The sequence below is a fragment of the Streptomyces sp. NPDC048479 genome, from assembly GCF_040651435.1.
GTDB lineage: Bacteria > Actinomycetota > Actinomycetes > Streptomycetales > Streptomycetaceae > Streptomyces.
The window spans coordinates 156236-171469 of the sequence record NZ_JBEZKA010000017.1 but is presented as its reverse complement, the minus strand read 5'-3'; the positions used below and the strand labels follow the sequence as shown (position 1 = coordinate 171469).

The window sequence follows — 15234 nt, the reverse complement described above, 5'->3', positions numbered from 1 at the left end:
GACCAGAGGCCTAAGGCCAATGCCCGATGGCCCGGGAACCGGCTCCCCGCATAGCGTGGAGACATCGATGAAAGTCGACGAAGGCCGATGCAGGCCGATGAAGGAGGAGCCGTGCCGGCACGTCTTGACCACACCATCGTCCACAGCCGCGACCGCTTCGCCGGCGCCCGTTTTCTCGCCGAACTGATCGGTGAGCCCGATCCCAAGCCCTTCGGCCCCTTCGCGAGCCTGCCGCTGGCGGGCGGCGTCACTCTCGACTATCTCGACGTACGGGAGCGCATCGTCTCCCAGCACCTCGCCTTCCTGGTCTCGGAGGAGGAGTTCGACGAGATCTTCGGCCGGATAACCGAGCGCGAACTCCCGTACTGGGCCGACCCGATGCACGACGAGCCGCAGCAGATCAATCACCACTACGGGGGCCGTGGGGTCTACATCGACGACCCCGATGGCCACTCCCTCGAGTTCCTTACGCATACGTACGTCACCTCCTAGGCACCTCCCAGGCCTCCTGGGCGCCTCCTAGGCATCGCCGTCCATGGACTCGTCCGAGGGCCGCAGGTCCCCCAGCCGCAGATCGTCGGCCGGGGTGGGCGCGAGCAGCTCGGCGAGGCCGTCGTCGATGCCGAGCTGTTCCGACTCGGAGCCGGGAGGAACCACCCGCAGTGTCCGCTCCAGCCACCCGGACACCGCCGCGGCGGACGCCTCGACGAGCGCGTCGCCGTCGGGGGAGCTGAGCGCCATCAGGACCACGCTGCGGCCCTCGACCTCGGTCGGCCGGATCCGGACATCTCCCTGCCCAGACGGGCGGAACACCCCTTCGACCAGCAGTTCGCGGGCGAAGTTCCACTTCACGGGGCTGTCGGAGCCGATGTGAAAGGCTATGTGCACGGCGTACGGGTCGTCAGTGCGGTAGGTCAGCCGGGCCGGGACGGGGATGCTGAGCTCGGGCGACAGCACCAGTCTGAGCTCCAGCTCGCGTTCCACCACGGTGTGCATGAGAGGGCTCTCCTTCCTTTTGCGAGGCCTTGTGAGCGGGCCGTGCAAGGAGAGAGCGCGTCGCACCGCGTCTATGACGCGACTTTCGGAAACAACTTTCTGTGGTGCATCCATGACCGGAAAGTAGTCGTTACGGCAGGACCGCCCCAAGGGCGCTCGAGGTTCTGATAGATGTGGAGCCTTGTATTGAGGCCTCGAGGAGATACGGGACCACGGTGATGAGCGCCCCAACACCGGCCACCGGAGACGGCAGCCCCACGCCCGGCTATTACCCGGACCCATCCATTCCTGGATATGTCCGGTACTGGAACGGTGCTTCCTGGGTGCCCGGTACGAGTCGGCCCGCGCCGGAGACGGGCGAGGCGATGCCCTCGGCGCCCGGCTCGACGGCGCCCGAGTTCGCGTCGGCCGGTCCGGCCGCGTCCGCGTACACCCCTGCCCCGATGGAGGAGACCGGCCCGGTCTTCCTCGACGAGGGGCCGGTCGACGAGCCGTCCCGCCCGGAGCCGGCCACCGCCTGGCAGGCGGACACCTCGCGCCAGGGCGGCTTCGGCGGCGAGCGCGACAGCCGCGTCTCGTGGGGCGGCGGCCAGGACCCCCGTACGCCGTCCCAGGGCGGCGCGTCCGGTGCACCCGGTTCGCCCCCCGACCCACGCCGGCCCGCCGATCCGACGGGCGGCGCCCTGCCCGGCGTTCGCTCGCTCGGGCCGTCGAACACCGGCGAGCCCCCGGTGGACGGTACGGTCGCGATCCGCGCACTGCGCCCCGGTGCGGCCAAGCGAGCGTCCGCCGGCCCGGGTGCCCCCGCCGCGGATCCCGCGTCAGCGGCTCCGGCGGGCGAGACACCGGCCGGCCTGCCCCAGCGCCCGCCTCAGGACGGTACGGGCGGGATCGCGGCACAGCGCCTCGGCGGCAGCGCGCCCACCCCCACCGCACCCGCGCAGCCGCAGGCCCCGGCCCAGCGTCAGCGGCAGCCGCAGACCTCAGAGCCCCAGCAACAGCTCCAGCCGCAGGTGCCCGCGCAGGCCCAGGCTCCCGTCACCAACGGCCCCGGCGGGGGCTCCGCCTCCTGGGCCCAGCAGGTCCACCGGCTCGCCGCCACCGCCGACGAGGGCGAGCCGCCCGTCGTGCCCTGGAAGCCCCCGGTCAACGACCCGTTCCTGCAGGCCGCGCAGGCTCAGGCCGCGGCCCGTCCCGCGTCGCTGGGCAAGCGGTTCGCGGCGCGACTGATCGACTTCGTGCTGCTCGGCGCGCTCGTCGGCGCCGTCGCCGTACCGGTCGTCTCCCAGGCGCGCGCCCATATCGACGAGAAGATCGAGGCGGCGAAGCAGTCGGGCGAGACGGTCACCGTCTGGCTCTTCGACGGCACCACCGCCGTTCACCTCGGGATCATCCTCGGCGCCCTGCTGGTCCTCGGCGTGCTGTACGAGGCACTGCCGACCGCCAAATGGGGCCGCACTCTCGGCAAGAAGCTCTGCGGCCTGACGGTCTGGGACATCGAGTCCCACGAGCCGCCGTCCTTCGGGGCCGCGCTGCGCCGCTGGCTGGTCTACGGAGTGCTCGGCGTCCTCGTCGTCGGGGTGTTCAATGTGCTCTGGTGCCTGTTCGACCGGCCGTGGCGGCAGTGCTGGCACGACAAGGCCGCACACACCTTTGTGACCGGCTGACCCGCCGCCCGAAGAATTCCCGGGAGGGTTCCCCCGAACGGCACGCGAGCCGTTGCGGGGGCCCTCGGGGCGGGGTGCACTGCCCCCATGAGCAACGACCAGCCGACGCCCGGCGAGCCGCCAGAGAACGACCCCTTCCGCAAGAGGCCGCAGGAACCCACGCCTCCGTCGGGCGGTGGTCAGGAACCCCCGCAAGGCCCCCCGCAAGGCCCGCCGTCGGACTCTCCGTACGGCTCCGGGCAGGGCGGCGGCTCGCCGTACGACGGTCCACCGGGCGGCGGCTCGCCGTACGGCGGCGGCCAGCCCCCTCCGCACGGTCCGAACGCCTACGGCGGCCAGTACGGAGGAGCGGACCCGCTCGCCGGGATGCCGCCGCTCGCGGACTTCGGCAGGCGGCTCCTGGCCCGTGTCATCGATGTGCTCATCGTCCTCGTGCCGCTGTTCCTGATCTCGCTGGCCTTCGGCGGCTGGGGCGGCACAACGAACGGCGGCGACAGCTGGGACGACTTCACCAACCAGGTGAACACCGGCAGGCAGTGGCTCTGGTCGCTGGTCTCCCTGATCGCGTACGTCGGCTACGACACCATCATGATCGCCAAGAGGAACGGTCAGACCGTCGGCAAGAGCCTGATGAAGATCCGGGTCGCGATGCTCAACGACGGCACCGTGCCGGACACCAGCTCTTCGCTGTTGCGCGCCGCGGTGCTCTGGGTGCCCGCGCTGGTCTGCTGCTTCTGCATCTGGTGGCTCGTCATCATCCTGACGATCCTGCTGGACAAGCCGTACAAACAGGGTCTGCACGACAAGGCGGGCAAGACGGTGGTGGTGTCAGCGGCGCAGTGAGTGCTCGCCGACCCTGGCCTCGGCGCCCGCATGCGCGCGGAGCGTGGACACACGCGTGGTGAGGCCGTCGGCGGAGGCGGCGGAGGTGGCCGAGGCGGGGTTGCCGGAGGCGGCGGCACGGTTCGTACGGACCGTGTACGTCGCCTTCGTCGTTCCGCGCAGAGTCCTGCTCATGGGCAGGGCGACCGCGACGACCAGACCGAGGGCCATCGAGGCGACGCCGATCACGCCGACGGCGACGCCATTGGTGGTACGGGTCAGCAGCAGCAGGGCGAGGGTCGAGAAGACGACGGTGGCTGAACCGTAGGCGAGTTGTGCGGCAGTCGGACGCGGCATGACGGTATCCGTCCTCGGGGCATTGGTCAGGGGGTGTCTCTCAGCGAGGTCGCACTGTCAACTGACTCTACGACGGTGGATGCCCTGGAGGAACCGGTAGTAAGCGTGACCTAACCCACGGTGCCGTTGCACGGGGGGCGCACGGAGTCATTTGGGCGCTCGACTGGCCGATTCGATGCGCCTGTTGTCCGGTTTGGGGATCGTCCGGATAGCGGAACTGTACTCCTGCATAGTGCAGTTGGTCTGTTCAAGTCAAGGACTGTCTTTTCTTCGGTAACTCCGGTCGAATGTCGTCACTTGTGACGCGACACCGCGCGCGGACGACCCCACATTCCGGTCCGCTGCGACGGGGCGCGGGGGAGGACACCATCAAGTGACCATCAAGCGACGGACGATCAGAGCGTCCGCGGTGATTGCGGCCCTGGCCGCGACCACCGCGTCGGCCTCGGCGTTCACCAGCGCTCAGGCCGACACTCCGAGGACCACGGATCCGGCCGCCATCGAGCGCCACGACCCGGAGCCGCAGAAGGGGCAGCCCGAGCACGACCTCGACGGCCCGTTCAGCAAGCAGCAGGACCAGCAGCGCCAAGCCGCGCTGGAACAGGTCATATCCGGCGACGCGACCGTGCAGAAGCGCGGCGCGTCCAAGGTCGTGAAGCTCGGCGACAAGAAGTACGTCGAGCTCGGCCGGGAGAAGACGGACAAGATCTTCACGATCCTGGTGGAGTTCGGCGACAAGGTCGACGACACCACGATGTTCGACCCGGACGGTCCGGACGGCCCCGAACCGCCCGTCAAGAAGTACGGCGGCACGCCCGGCCCGCTGCACAACAAGATCGCCCAGCCCGACCGTAAGAACGACAACTCCACGGCCTGGCAGGCGGACTACAACCGGCAGCACTTCCAGGACCTGTACTTCGGCACCGGCAAGGATGCGAAGGGCCGGCCGAAGGACTCGCTGAAGACCTACTACGAGAAGACCTCCTCGGGCCGCTACTCGGTCGACGGCGAGGTCGCCGACTGGGTCAAGGTCGACTACAACGAGGGCCGCTACGGCTCGAACTACTGCGGCGACACCAACTGCCCCAACGTCTGGGACACGGTCAAGGACGGCGTCACCGCCTGGGCCGCGGACCAGAAGGCGAAGGGCCGCACGGACGAGCAGATCAAGGCGGACCTGTCGAAGTACGACCAGTGGGACCGCTACGACTTCGACAACGACGGCAACTTCAACGAGCCCGACGGCTACATCGACCACTTCCAGATCGTCCACGCCGGTGAGGACGAGTCGGCGGGCGGCGGCGCCGAAGGCACCAACGCCCTGTGGGCGCACCGCTGGTACGCGTACGGCCAGGACGCCGGCAAGACCGGCCCGGCGAACAACAGGGCGGGCGGCACCCAGATCGGCTCCACCGGTATCTGGGTCGGCGACTACACCATGCAGCCCGAGAACGGCGGCCTCGGTGTCTTCGCCCACGAGTACGGCCACGACCTCGGTCTGCCCGACCACTACGACACCACGGGCAAGGGCGAGAACTCGACCGGCTTCTGGACCCTGATGTCGGCCGGCTCCTGGCTCGGCACCGGCAAGGACTCCATCGGCGACCTGCCGGGCGACATGAGCGCCTGGGACAAGCTGCAGCTGGGCTGGCTCAACTACACCAAGGGCAAGGCGGCGACGAAGTCCACCCACAAGCTGGGTGTGGCGGAGTACAACACCAAGCTGCCGCAGGCCCTCGTCGTCGAGCTGCCGAAGAAGCCGGTCACCACGACTGTCGTGAAGCCCGCCGAGGGCTCCAAGCAGTGGTGGAGCGACATGGGTGACGACCTCAAGAACACCCTGTCCCGCCCGGTCGACCTGACCGGCAAGTCCAAGGCGTCCCTGGAGCTTTCGGGCTGGTGGGACATTGAGGCCAACTACGACTACCTGTACGCCGAGGTGTCGACGGACGGCGGCGCCAACTGGACGCCGGTGGACGGTACGGCCGACGGCAAGCCGATCACCCGTGACGCGGGCGACAAGCCGGCGCTGACCGGTGTCTCGGGCGCTTACAAGAAGCTGGCGTACTCGCTGGACGCGTACGCGGGCAAGAAGGTCGACGTCCGCTTCCGCTACCAGACGGACGGCGGCGCGGGCGGCAAGGGCTTCGCGGCGGACGCGCTGAGCGTGGTGGCGGACGGTACGCCGCTGTTCACCGACAACGCCGAGGGTGACGACGCGGGCTGGACCTCGAAGGGCTTCTCGCGCATCGGTGAGTCCTTCACCAAGGAGTACGAGCAGTACTACCTGGCCGAGAACCGTCAGTACGTGTCGTACGACAAGACCCTCAAGGCCGGCCCGTACAACTTCGGTTTCAAGGCGCCGAAGGACGCGTGGGTCGAGCACTACCCGTACCAGAACGGCCTGGTGGTCTGGCTCTGGGACACCTCCCAGAAGGACAACAACACCAGCGCCCACCCGGGCCAGGGTCTTGTCCTTCCCGTGGACGCGCATGCGAAGCCGCTGAAGTGGGCGGACGGCACGCTGCTGCGGAACAAGATCCAGTCGTTCGACTCGGCGTTCAGCCTGCGGCCGACCGACGGCTTCACGCTGCACAAGGCGGACGTGGCGCTGCGGATCAAGCCGCAGGCGGGCAACCCGGTCTTCGACGACCGCAAGGGTGTGTACTGGTTCGCCGAGAACCCGACGGCGGGTGTGAAGGTAACTGACACCAACACCAAGATCTCGATCGTGAGCGAGCCGCTGAACGGCCAGACGATCACGGTCAAGGTTGGTCCGTCGGCCAAGTAATTGGTATCACTGCAGGTCAAGTCATGATCGGCCGTCGCCCTCTAGCGGGCGGCGGCCGATCGTGTTTAGGTGCGTCTACCAGATCCTTATTGACACGCCATCTCACGGGGGAGTGGGTCAGCATGCCCGGCGGAGGTTTCAGCAAGCTGCCGAACGGCAGTGTGGTGGTAGCGCTCAGCCTGCCCAGCCCGTCGGGCGACGGCGGTACGGTCCGCTTCCTGGTCCACGCCGCGAACCGTGCGAGGGCGTTGACGCGGCTGCGGAATCTGGGGCTGCGGGCGGTGTATCTGCGGGGCAATGCGGAGCCGCCGACACCGGACGAGATCACGGCGGTGCTGCACCACCCGGACGGCCTGCTGTGGCGGGCCAGCCCGGAGGACCACAAGGAGCTCTGGCACCCGATACGGGCGCTCCTCACCCCGCGCCGGTGGGGCTCCGCCCCGTCTCCGGCTCCGGCCCCGGCGCCTCAGGCGCCGACGAGGCTCACATTGGCCCCGCCCGACCCGGGGGTCCGCCCCGAACCCCGCTCCTCAATCGCCTGAGGGGCTCAGGTCCGGCCCTCCTGTCCGGGCCGGGCAAGGCGGCGTCTGCTGACGCCTGCGGCGGGCGCGTTTCCCCGGCCCGCCCCTTCCCGTAACGGAGGCAAGCCCCCATTTCCCCGTACGGCCCTCGGCCGTGTCCTCAATCGCCGGACGGGCTGGGTTTCCCCGTCCGGCGGGGCTGAACCTTTCAGCCCCGCCGGCGATTGAGGCGCGGGGTCCGGGGCGGAGCACCAGGTCAGAGCATCGGCTTGCCCGTGAGTTCCACGCCCGCCCCCCGCAGCTCCTCCAGCGCCCGCTCCGTCGTCGCCTCCGCGACCCCGGCCGTCAGGTCCAGCAGCACAGTCGTCGTGAAGCCCTCCCGGACCGCGTCCAGCGCCGTCGCCCGTACGCAGTGGTCCGTCGCGATGCCCACCACGTCGACTTCCGTCACCTCCCGCGCCCGCAGCCACTGCGCCAGCGTCGAGCCGTTCTCGTCCGAGCCCTCGAAGCCGCTGTACGCCGCCGCGTATCCGCCCTTGTCGAAGACCGCGTCGACCGCGCCCGACGCCACGGCCGGCGCGAAGTTCGGGTGGAAGCCCACGCCCTCCGTGCCGGCGACGCAGTGCGCCGGCCAGCTGTCGACGTAGTCCGGCTGCTCGGCGAAGTGGTCGCCCGGCTCGATGTGGTGGTCGCGGGAGGCGACCACATAGCGGTAGCCCGCCTGAGCCTGGCCTATCAGGTCGGTGATGGCCGCAGCGACATCCGCACCTCCCGCCACCGCGAGGCTGCCGCCTTCGCAGAAGTCGTTCTGAACGTCCACGACGATCAATGCGCGGTGCATGCGGGTGTCCTTCGATGGGGGAGATCGGTGGGCGGCGAGCGAATGTACTGAGCGTAGAGACTTCAACCGCCTTGCGGGAGGGGGCCCAAGGCTGCGTTCACACGTACTCCGTCGGGAGGACGGGCTCCCCCTTCGACAGCTGGAGCGCCGACATCGGCAGCCCCGCGAGCGCCGCGGTGTGCCTCTCGCGCGCCGTGTCCAGCGGCTCGCGGGCGACGATCTCGCCGCCCTTGACCAGCTCCACCAGCAACTGCCGGTCCACGAGCTCGGGCGGGACCGAGTGGAGGCCGATCACCTCGGCCTCGGCGACGCCGTGCGCGTCCACCCGGCGCGCGGCCCACTTGCGGCCGCCGATCGAGGACTTCGCGCCCAGGGACTTCTTCGCCACCGGCTCCAGCGACGCCTTGGGATCGGCGGACCGCGCGCGGGCGACCAGCTTGTAGACCATTGAGCAGGTGGGGTGCCCGCTGCCGGTGACCAGCTGCGTGCCCACGCCGTACGCGTCGACCGGCGCCGCGGCGAGTGAGGCGATGGCGTACTCGTCCAGGTCCGAGGTCACCACGATCTTGGTGTTGGTCGCGCCCAGCTCGTCCAGCTGCTGCCGCACCCGGTGCGCGACCAGCAGCAGGTCCCCGGAGTCGATGCGTACGGCCCCGAGCTCGGGGCCCGCGATCTCCACGGCGGTACGGACGGCCTCGGCCACGTCGTACGTGTCGACCAGCAGCGTCGTACCCCGTCCGAGCGAATCGACCTGCGCCCGGAAGGCGTCGCGCTCGCTGTCGTGCAGCAGTGTGAAGGCGTGCGCGCTGGTGCCGACCGTCGGGATGGCGTAACGGAAGCCCGCCGCCAGGTCCGAGGTGGAGCTGAAGCCGCCGACGTACGCGGCGCGCGCCGAGGCGACCGCGGCGAGCTCGTGCGTACGCCGTGCGCCCATCTCGATCAGTCGGCGCCCGGCCGCGGCCGTCGACATCCGCGAGGCCGCCGCGGCGATCGCCGAGTCGTGGTTGAGGATGGAAAGGATCACGGTCTCCAGCAGCACGCACTCGGCGAAGGAGCCCTCGACCCGCAGGATGGGCGAGCCCGGGAAGTACACCTCGCCCTCCGGGTAGCCCCAGATGTCGCCGCCGAAGCGGTACGAGGCGAGCCACTGGAGTGTGGGTTCGTCGACGATCCCCTGATCGCGCAGGAAGCTGATCACGCCCGCGTCGAAGCGGAAGTTCTCGACGGCGTCCAGCACCCGGCCGGTGCCCGCCACTACGCCGTAGCGCCGTCCGTCGGGCAGCCGGCGGGTGAAGACCTCGAAGACGGAGCGGCGGTCGGCGGTGCCGGACCTCAGCGCCGCCTGGAGCATCGTGAGCTCGTACTGATCGGTGAAGAGCGCCGTCGACGGCACATCCACCGGCAGCCCAAGGTCCGCAGCGTTCACAACGGTCAACCTCGCTCTTTCGTCGTGGGCCGCCGACCGGGTCGGTCCGCGGTCCGGCCCGCGGCGGACCGCTGTCGGATACAGCGCCCCGCGAGATGCCTCGACGAGGATGCTACCGCACATCTCGTCAGAGTGACGAGATGTAGGCCCCGTTTGTGCGATGAGCCCCCGCGGGTGGCAGCATGGACCGGGTGAGTGTTGCTCCCACAGAGATCGAACGCCCCGAGTCGGCGCAGGAGACCTTCGCCGTGCCCGAGCCCGACGTGCCGTGGGTGACGCTCGTCCACAATGACCCGGTCAATCTGATGAGCTACGTCACCTATGTCTTCCAGGCCTACTTCGGCTACTCCAAGGACAAGGCGCACAAGCTGATGCTCGACGTCCACCACAAGGGCCGGGCCGTCGTCTCCAGCGGCAGCCGCGAGGAGATGGAGCGTGACGTGCAGGCGATGCACGGCTACGGACTGTGGGCGACGCTCTCCCAGGACCGCAACTGATGGCCGGGCACTTCGAGCCCGTTCCGGGGGGCGGCGCGGCCGTCCCGCTCGACGAGGTCGAGATCTCGATCCTGCGCTCGCTCGCCGTACAGCTGCTGGAGCTCATCGGGCCCGGCGACGAGCCGGTCGACGGCGAGGACCCGCTGGCCGCGCTGTTCACCGAGGGGCCGAGTGAGCCGCCCACCGACCCGGCGCTCGCCCGCCTCTTCCCCGAGGCGTACGGCGGTCCTGACGCCGATGTCGAGGATGAGGAACTGCGTGCTGCCTCGGCCGAGTTCAGGCGCTTCACGGAGACGGATCTGCGCTCCCGCAAGCGCGATGACGCGGTCGCGGTCGTCCGCACCCTGGACTCGCTGACCGCCACCGGCGAGGGCGGTGCCGTACTCAAACTCACCCCCGACGACTGTCTGCACTGGCTCGGCGCGCTCAACGACCTGCGCCTCACCATCGGCACCCGGCTCGAGGTCGGCGACGAGGACGAGAGTGGCGAGCTCTACCGGCTGCCGGACTCCGACCCGCGCAAGCCGATGGTGATGGCGTATCTCTGGCTCGGGGCGCTCCAGGAGACGCTCGTCGAGACCCTGATGGCCTGACGTCGACGCCTGGGATGTCCGACACTCGGACGTCCCGAGTTGTTCGCTCAACGGACACTCAAATCCGGATAACGATCACGTCACCACATCGGCATGGTTTGTAGTGCCCATGGATCTTTGTCCGCTTCTTCCTGTGGCGTGTGCCACAGCCACCTCGGCCGATCAGTGTTGCGGCCGTGATAAATCTTCACGACCACCAGGGGGCGCCACCCATGCCCCCGGGGGGCGCTGGGCCGGCTGATCGCCGGTGGCACTCCATTCACATCCGGGGGGATCAGGACGTGATCCGCAGTCGCGCGGCAGATGCAGCGGACGCGGATCAGCATGGAGAAAGGGCGCATCACCATGACCTCGGTGCAGGTCGACAAGCACGACGGCAATGAGGCCGCGGGGTCCGCGACAGGCGCGGACGAGGGCTACCAGCGCGGACTGGGTGCCCGGCAGATCCAGATGATCGCGATCGGCGGCGCCATCGGCACCGGCCTCTTCCTCGGCGCGGGCAAGGCCATCTCGAAGGCCGGACCCAGCCTCATCCTGGCCTATGCCATCGCGGGCCTGGTCATCTTCTTCATCATGCGGGCGCTGGGCGAACTGCTCATGTACCGCCCCGTCTCGGGTTCCTTCTCCGAGTACGCCCGTGAGTTCGTCGGCCCGTTCGCGGGGTTCGTCACCGGTTGGACGTACTGGCTCTTCTGGGTCGTCACCGGCATCACCGAGGTCAGTGCGGCCGCCCAGTACATGACGTTCTGGTGGGACATCCCGCAATGGATCTCCGCGCTCGTCTTCACGACCATCCTGTACGCGGTGAACCTGATCTCCGTGAAGCTCTTCGGTGAGCTGGAGTTCTGGTTCTCGATGGTCAAGGTCACGGCCATCATCGGCATGATCCTCATCTGCGCCGGCATTCTCACGCTCGGCTTCTCCGACGCCGGTGACACCGCGTCCGTCACGCACCTCTGGGCCGACGGCGGCTTCTTCCCCAAGGGCATCGGCGGCACGCTGATGACCCTGCAGATCGTGATGTTCGCCTTCCTCGCGGTCGAGCTGGTCGGCGTCACCGCCGGCGAGTCCAAGGACCCGGAGAAGACGCTGCCCAAGGCGATCAACACCGTGCCGTGGCGTATCGCCGTCTTCTACGTCGGCGCGTTGATCATGATCCTTTCGGTGGTGCCCTGGGACGAGTTCCAGCCGGGTGTCTCGCCGTTCGTGGCCGCCTTCCAGAAGATGGGCCTCGGTGTCGGCGCCGCCGTCGTCAACTTCGTCGTGCTGACCGCGGCCCTGTCCTCCTGCAACTCCGGTATGTACTCCACCGGCCGGATGCTGCGCGACCTCGCGCTCAACGGCCAGGGCCCGAAGTTCTTCACCAAGCTCACGAAGAGCGGCACTCCGCTGGTCGGTACCACCGTCTCCGCGGGGCTGATGCTGGTCGGCGTCTGGATCAACTACCAGTGGCCCGGCGACGCGTTCAACTACGTCGTCTCCTTCGCCACGATCTCCGGCATGTGGGCCTGGATCATGATCCTGGTCTGCCAGATCCGCTACCGCGCCAAGGCCGACCGCGGCGAGCTGCCGGAGTCCACCTTCAAGGCGCCCGGCGCCCCGTGGACCAGCTGGTTCGCGCTGCTCTTCATCATCATGGTCATCGTGATGATGGGCGTCGACAAGGACGCGCGGATCTCGCTGTACTGCGCGCCGCTGTGGGCCCTGATCCTCGGTGTCTCGTATCTGGTGCTGAAGCAGCGCAACCCCGAGGGCGCGGCCTTCATCAAGCGCTGAGGCCCCTGAGCCGGCGCTCGATGCCCCTGGGCCTCTGACCGGCAGCCTCTGACTGGCGTCCAGCATTCGGGCCCACCCGTACCACTCTTCGGTACGGGTGGGCCCTTCTGATTATCCTGATCCGCATGCTGACCCTCACCGAGGCCCTGTACGACCAGATCGTCGCGCACGCCCGCGCCGACCACCCCGACGAGGCATGCGGCATGGTCGCGGGCCCGGAGGGCACCGGCCGCCCCGAGCGCTTCATCCCGATGCTGAACGCGGCCCGCTCGCCCACGTTCTACGAGTTCGACTCGGCGGACCTGCTGAAGCTCTACCGGGAGCTGGACGACCGCGACGAGGAGCCGGTGATCATCTACCACTCGCACACCGCGACCGAGGCCTACCCCTCCCGTACGGACATCAGCTACGCGAACGAGCCGGGTGCCCACTATGTCCTGGTCTCCACCGCCGACGTCGATGAAGCGGGCCCGTTCCAGTTCCGCTCGTTCCGCATCGTGGACGGCGTGGTGACGGAGGAAGAGGTGCAGGTCGTAGCGGCGTACTGAGCGCCGGCCCGGTCCCCTGTACGCCTCCGGTGGCCCTCGCGGCCCATATGCTGAGCGCTTTCCGTCCATCATGCGAGATCACATTCCGGGACCCGGACAGGGAATCGATACGATGACCGCATGGTTCCCCATGACGTGAGCGACAGGACGCCGAGCACTGTGCTGCTCGTGGCGCGGCTGCACGTCGACCTGTGCCGTCTCGCCAGCGCGATGTGTACGGGCCGCGCCGCGTACTGACGTTCAGACACGGCTCTACGGGCCGAGCGCACCCACAGCACCACCCCTCGAGCGGGGGGCGGAGCCGCGCGCCCCTTGTGTCACACCCGCACCCCCGCCACTCTCCCGACAGGAGCCCACGCCATGGCCATCGAGGTCCGCATCCCGACCATCCTCCGCACCTACACCGGCGGCGCCAAGGCCGTCGAGGGCAGCGGTGACACGCTCGCCGAGCTCTTCGCCGACCTCGAGTCCCGCCACAACGGCATCCAGGAGCGCATCGTCGACGGCGACCAGCTGCGCCGCTTTGTGAACGTGTACCTCAACGACGAGGACGTCCGCTTCCTCGACGGCATCTCCACCAAGCTCGCCGACGGCGACAGCGTCACGATCCTCCCGGCCGTCGCCGGTGGCATGCGCTGATGCGTTACGACTCTCCGCTGGCGGCGGTCGGCAACACACCGCTGGTCCGCCTCCCGCGGCTGTCCCCGTCCGGTGACGTCCGCATCTGGGCCAAACTCGAGGACCGCAACCCGACCGGCTCGATCAAGGACCGCCCGGCGCTCCACATGATCGAACAGGCGGAGAAGGACGGGCGCCTGACGCCGGGCTGCACGATCCTGGAGCCCACCAGCGGCAACACCGGCATCTCGCTGGCCATGGCGGCGAAGCTCAAGGGCTACCGCATGGTGTGCGTGATGCCGGAGAACACGAGCGAGGAGCGCCGGCAGCTGCTTGCCATGTGGGGCGCGGAGATCATCCCGTCGCCTGCGGCGGGCGGCTCCAACACGGCGGTACGCGTGGCCAAGGAGCTGGCGGCCGAGCATCCGGACTGGGTGATGCTGTACCAGTACGGCAACCCGGACAACGCGGGCGCGCACTACGCCACGACGGGCCCGGAGATTCTCGCGGACCTCCCGTCGATCACCCACTTCGTGGCGGGCCTGGGCACGACGGGCACGCTGATGGGCGTCGGCCGCTACCTGCGCGAACACGTCCCGGGCATCCGCATCGTGGCGGCGGAGCCGCGCTACGACGACCTGGTCTACGGCCTGCGCAACCTGGACGAGGGCTTCGTCCCCGAGCTGTACGACGCCTCGGTCCTGACCAGCCGCTTCTCGGTCGGCTCGGCGGACGCGGTCACCCGTACCCGTGAACTCCTCCAGCAGGAGGGCATTTTCGCGGGCGTCTCGACGGGAGCGGCGCTGCACGCGGCGATCGGCGTCGGCAAGAAGGCGGTGGCGGCGGGCGAGCCGGCGGACATCGTCTTCGTGGTCGCGGACGGCGGCTGGAAGTACCTGTCGACGGGGGTCTACACGGCGGAGACGACGGAAGCGGCGATCGAGACGCTGCAGGGCCAGCTCTGGGCGTAGCGGCGTGGCGGGTGCGGGTGCCCCGCCGGGGGAGCGGCACCTATGCGCCGTGCGGCGGGCGCGGGCGTGGGGGCGTCAGCCTCCACGTTCCCTCTTCCCCGAGCCCCGGCGGGAAGCTCCCTCCGCCCGGGCGAGGAGTCCCTTGCACGGCGGGCACGCCCCGGGTCACGCAGCCAGGTGCCGGACCTGGTCCCATATATTCGGGTCCACCATCCCGACCCGTCGCCTGAAGTCCCAGACCCCCAGCTCCCGCAGCTCGTCCGTCTCCAGAAAGCTCGCCCGGCCGCGCGCGTTGCGCACCGTGCCCGGTGGCAGTGAGATCACGCCCGGCCGCTCGTCGTGGTACTTGCTGGTGATCTTCGCGACCTGGACCGTCTCGCCCCGTACCGAGAGCACCAGACACGGCCGGTCCTTCGACCCGGGCCCGTCCTCGTACGGCACGTTCGCCCACCAGATCTCGCCCGGCTGCGGTCGCCGCTTCGGCCCGCGCCGGGGGCCCGTCGGCCGGCCCGGCGGGCGGGCGCGTCCCCCCGGGCGGCGGCCCGCGCTGTGGCCCCGCCCGTCCCTCACCGCAGCGACCAGCGCGATCACCACCACGGCGAGCACCGCGAGCCACCACGACGTGTCCATACCCCCAGACGTTACCGGCGCACCGCCCCCCGCGCGCGCCCCCGTCCCACGTCCCCCCGGACCGGGCGCCCCCGGAAGCGGTGAAGGAAACCATCCACCGGACGGCAACCGACAACGCCCCCGGCCCACCTCGACCACATGACCGGGCGCCCCCGGAAGCGGTGGAGGAAACCATCCACC

At 69.5% G+C, this 15234-nt stretch carries 17 protein-coding genes; 12 read left to right on the top strand and 5 right to left on the bottom strand.

Annotation, left to right across the window (positions count from 1 at the left end; translation table 11 throughout):
• Positions 1–111: 111 nt before the first annotated feature.
• Complete coding sequence (locus AB0D12_RS25700) at positions 112–492, top strand: VOC family protein (RefSeq protein ID WP_362687252.1); 381 nt, start codon at positions 112–114, stop codon at positions 490–492.
• Between the two features lie 27 nt (positions 493–519).
• Here the strand turns inward: AB0D12_RS25700 and AB0D12_RS25695 are convergent, their stop codons facing one another.
• Entirely contained in the window at positions 520–996 is a 477-nt protein-coding gene (locus AB0D12_RS25695) for an SsgA family sporulation/cell division regulator (RefSeq protein WP_362687249.1), read from the bottom strand.
• A gap of 218 nt (positions 997–1214) precedes the next feature.
• On the opposite strand from AB0D12_RS25695, the gene AB0D12_RS25690 reads away from it, so the two are divergent.
• Together AB0D12_RS25690 and AB0D12_RS25685 are read left to right on the top strand one after the other, a co-directional pair.
• A complete protein-coding gene (locus AB0D12_RS25690; RefSeq protein ID WP_362687246.1) occupies positions 1215–2663 on the top strand; it encodes an RDD family protein in 1449 nt (482 codons plus the stop codon).
• Between the two features lie 87 nt (positions 2664–2750).
• Positions 2751–3506 carry an RDD family protein gene (locus AB0D12_RS25685; protein ID WP_362687243.1) on the top strand — a complete coding sequence of 252 codons (756 nt, stop codon included), beginning with the start codon at positions 2751–2753 and terminating at the stop codon, positions 3504–3506.
• On the opposite strand, the gene AB0D12_RS25680 is transcribed toward AB0D12_RS25685, so the two are convergent.
• Complete coding sequence (locus AB0D12_RS25680; RefSeq protein WP_362687240.1) at positions 3492–3842, bottom strand: hypothetical protein; 351 nt, start codon at positions 3840–3842, stop codon at positions 3492–3494. The genes AB0D12_RS25685 and AB0D12_RS25680 overlap by 15 nt on opposite strands.
• A gap of 373 nt (positions 3843–4215) precedes the next feature.
• Between AB0D12_RS25680 and AB0D12_RS25675 the strand changes: the two genes are divergently transcribed.
• Both AB0D12_RS25675 and AB0D12_RS25670 read left to right on the top strand, forming a co-directional pair.
• The gene (locus tag AB0D12_RS25675; RefSeq protein WP_362687238.1) at positions 4216–6633 is read left to right on the top strand and encodes an immune inhibitor A domain-containing protein; all 2418 of its coding nucleotides are present in this window, start codon (positions 4216–4218) and stop codon (positions 6631–6633) included.
• A 122-nt stretch (positions 6634–6755) separates the two neighbouring features.
• On the top strand, positions 6756–7175 hold the full coding sequence (locus AB0D12_RS25670) for a hypothetical protein (RefSeq protein WP_362687235.1): 420 nt from the start codon (positions 6756–6758) through the stop codon (positions 7173–7175).
• A 235-nt stretch (positions 7176–7410) separates the two neighbouring features.
• Here the strand turns inward: AB0D12_RS25670 and AB0D12_RS25665 are convergent, their stop codons facing one another.
• Entirely contained in the window at positions 7411–7995 is a 585-nt protein-coding gene (locus AB0D12_RS25665; protein ID WP_362687232.1) for an isochorismatase family protein, read from the bottom strand.
• Between the two features lie 97 nt (positions 7996–8092).
• Complete coding sequence (locus AB0D12_RS25660) at positions 8093–9421, bottom strand: nicotinate phosphoribosyltransferase (RefSeq protein ID WP_362687366.1); 1329 nt, start codon at positions 9419–9421, stop codon at positions 8093–8095.
• A gap of 182 nt (positions 9422–9603) precedes the next feature.
• Between AB0D12_RS25660 and clpS the strand changes: the two genes are divergently transcribed.
• From clpS to AB0D12_RS25625, 7 genes are all read left to right on the top strand, one after another.
• Positions 9604–9918 carry an ATP-dependent Clp protease adapter ClpS gene (clpS, locus tag AB0D12_RS25655; RefSeq protein ID WP_327323855.1) on the top strand — a complete coding sequence of 105 codons (315 nt, stop codon included), beginning with the start codon at positions 9604–9606 and terminating at the stop codon, positions 9916–9918.
• Positions 9918–10511 carry a DUF2017 domain-containing protein gene (locus AB0D12_RS25650; RefSeq protein ID WP_362687229.1) on the top strand — a complete coding sequence of 198 codons (594 nt, stop codon included), beginning with the start codon at positions 9918–9920 and terminating at the stop codon, positions 10509–10511. The genes clpS and AB0D12_RS25650 overlap by 1 nt, the downstream gene beginning before the upstream one ends.
• 345 nt (positions 10512–10856) lie before the next feature.
• Positions 10857–12287, top strand: coding sequence for an amino acid permease (locus tag AB0D12_RS25645; RefSeq protein ID WP_362687226.1), 1431 nt, complete (start codon positions 10857–10859; stop codon positions 12285–12287).
• A gap of 125 nt (positions 12288–12412) precedes the next feature.
• Complete coding sequence (locus tag AB0D12_RS25640) at positions 12413–12835, top strand: M67 family metallopeptidase (protein ID WP_327323853.1); 423 nt, start codon at positions 12413–12415, stop codon at positions 12833–12835.
• 120 nt (positions 12836–12955) lie between these two features.
• A complete protein-coding gene (locus AB0D12_RS25635; RefSeq protein ID WP_362687223.1) occupies positions 12956–13072 on the top strand; it encodes a putative leader peptide in 117 nt (38 codons plus the stop codon).
• Between the two features lie 123 nt (positions 13073–13195).
• Entirely contained in the window at positions 13196–13474 is a 279-nt protein-coding gene (locus tag AB0D12_RS25630) for a MoaD/ThiS family protein (RefSeq protein ID WP_327323851.1), read from the top strand.
• The gene (locus tag AB0D12_RS25625) at positions 13474–14424 is read left to right on the top strand and encodes a cysteine synthase (protein ID WP_327323850.1); all 951 of its coding nucleotides are present in this window, start codon (positions 13474–13476) and stop codon (positions 14422–14424) included. Before AB0D12_RS25630 ends, AB0D12_RS25625 begins: the two co-directional genes overlap by 1 nt.
• 165 nt (positions 14425–14589) lie before the next feature.
• Here AB0D12_RS25625 and AB0D12_RS25620 read toward each other — a convergent pair whose 3' ends face one another.
• Positions 14590–15054, bottom strand: coding sequence for a type II toxin-antitoxin system PemK/MazF family toxin (locus tag AB0D12_RS25620; protein WP_362687218.1), 465 nt, complete (start codon positions 15052–15054; stop codon positions 14590–14592).
• Between the last annotated feature and the right edge of the window lie 180 nt (positions 15055–15234).

Excerpts from the sequence above, each read along its gene's own strand:
- AB0D12_RS25695 (WP_362687249.1), bottom strand. The coding sequence starts at position 996 with ATGCACACCGTGGTGGAACGCGAGCTGGAGCTCAGACTGGTGCTGTCG.
- AB0D12_RS25690 (WP_362687246.1), top strand. The coding sequence starts at position 1,215 with ATGAGCGCCCCAACACCGGCCACCGGAGACGGCAGCCCCACGCCCGGC.
- AB0D12_RS25685 (WP_362687243.1), top strand. The coding sequence starts at position 2,751 with ATGAGCAACGACCAGCCGACGCCCGGCGAGCCGCCAGAGAACGACCCC.
- AB0D12_RS25680 (WP_362687240.1), bottom strand. The coding sequence starts at position 3,842 with ATGCCGCGTCCGACTGCCGCACAACTCGCCTACGGTTCAGCCACCGTC.
- AB0D12_RS25670 (WP_362687235.1), top strand. The coding sequence starts at position 6,756 with ATGCCCGGCGGAGGTTTCAGCAAGCTGCCGAACGGCAGTGTGGTGGTA.
- AB0D12_RS25665 (WP_362687232.1), bottom strand. The coding sequence starts at position 7,995 with ATGCACCGCGCATTGATCGTCGTGGACGTTCAGAACGACTTCTGCGAA.
- clpS (WP_327323855.1), top strand. The coding sequence starts at position 9,604 with ATGGACCGGGTGAGTGTTGCTCCCACAGAGATCGAACGCCCCGAGTCG.
- AB0D12_RS25650 (WP_362687229.1), top strand. The coding sequence starts at position 9,918 with ATGGCCGGGCACTTCGAGCCCGTTCCGGGGGGCGGCGCGGCCGTCCCG.
- AB0D12_RS25645 (WP_362687226.1), top strand. The coding sequence starts at position 10,857 with ATGACCTCGGTGCAGGTCGACAAGCACGACGGCAATGAGGCCGCGGGG.
- AB0D12_RS25640 (WP_327323853.1), top strand. The coding sequence starts at position 12,413 with ATGCTGACCCTCACCGAGGCCCTGTACGACCAGATCGTCGCGCACGCC.
- AB0D12_RS25635 (WP_362687223.1), top strand. The coding sequence starts at position 12,956 with ATGGTTCCCCATGACGTGAGCGACAGGACGCCGAGCACTGTGCTGCTC.
- AB0D12_RS25630 (WP_327323851.1), top strand. The coding sequence starts at position 13,196 with ATGGCCATCGAGGTCCGCATCCCGACCATCCTCCGCACCTACACCGGC.
- AB0D12_RS25625 (WP_327323850.1), top strand. The coding sequence starts at position 13,474 with ATGCGTTACGACTCTCCGCTGGCGGCGGTCGGCAACACACCGCTGGTC.
- AB0D12_RS25620 (WP_362687218.1), bottom strand. The coding sequence starts at position 15,054 with ATGGACACGTCGTGGTGGCTCGCGGTGCTCGCCGTGGTGGTGATCGCG.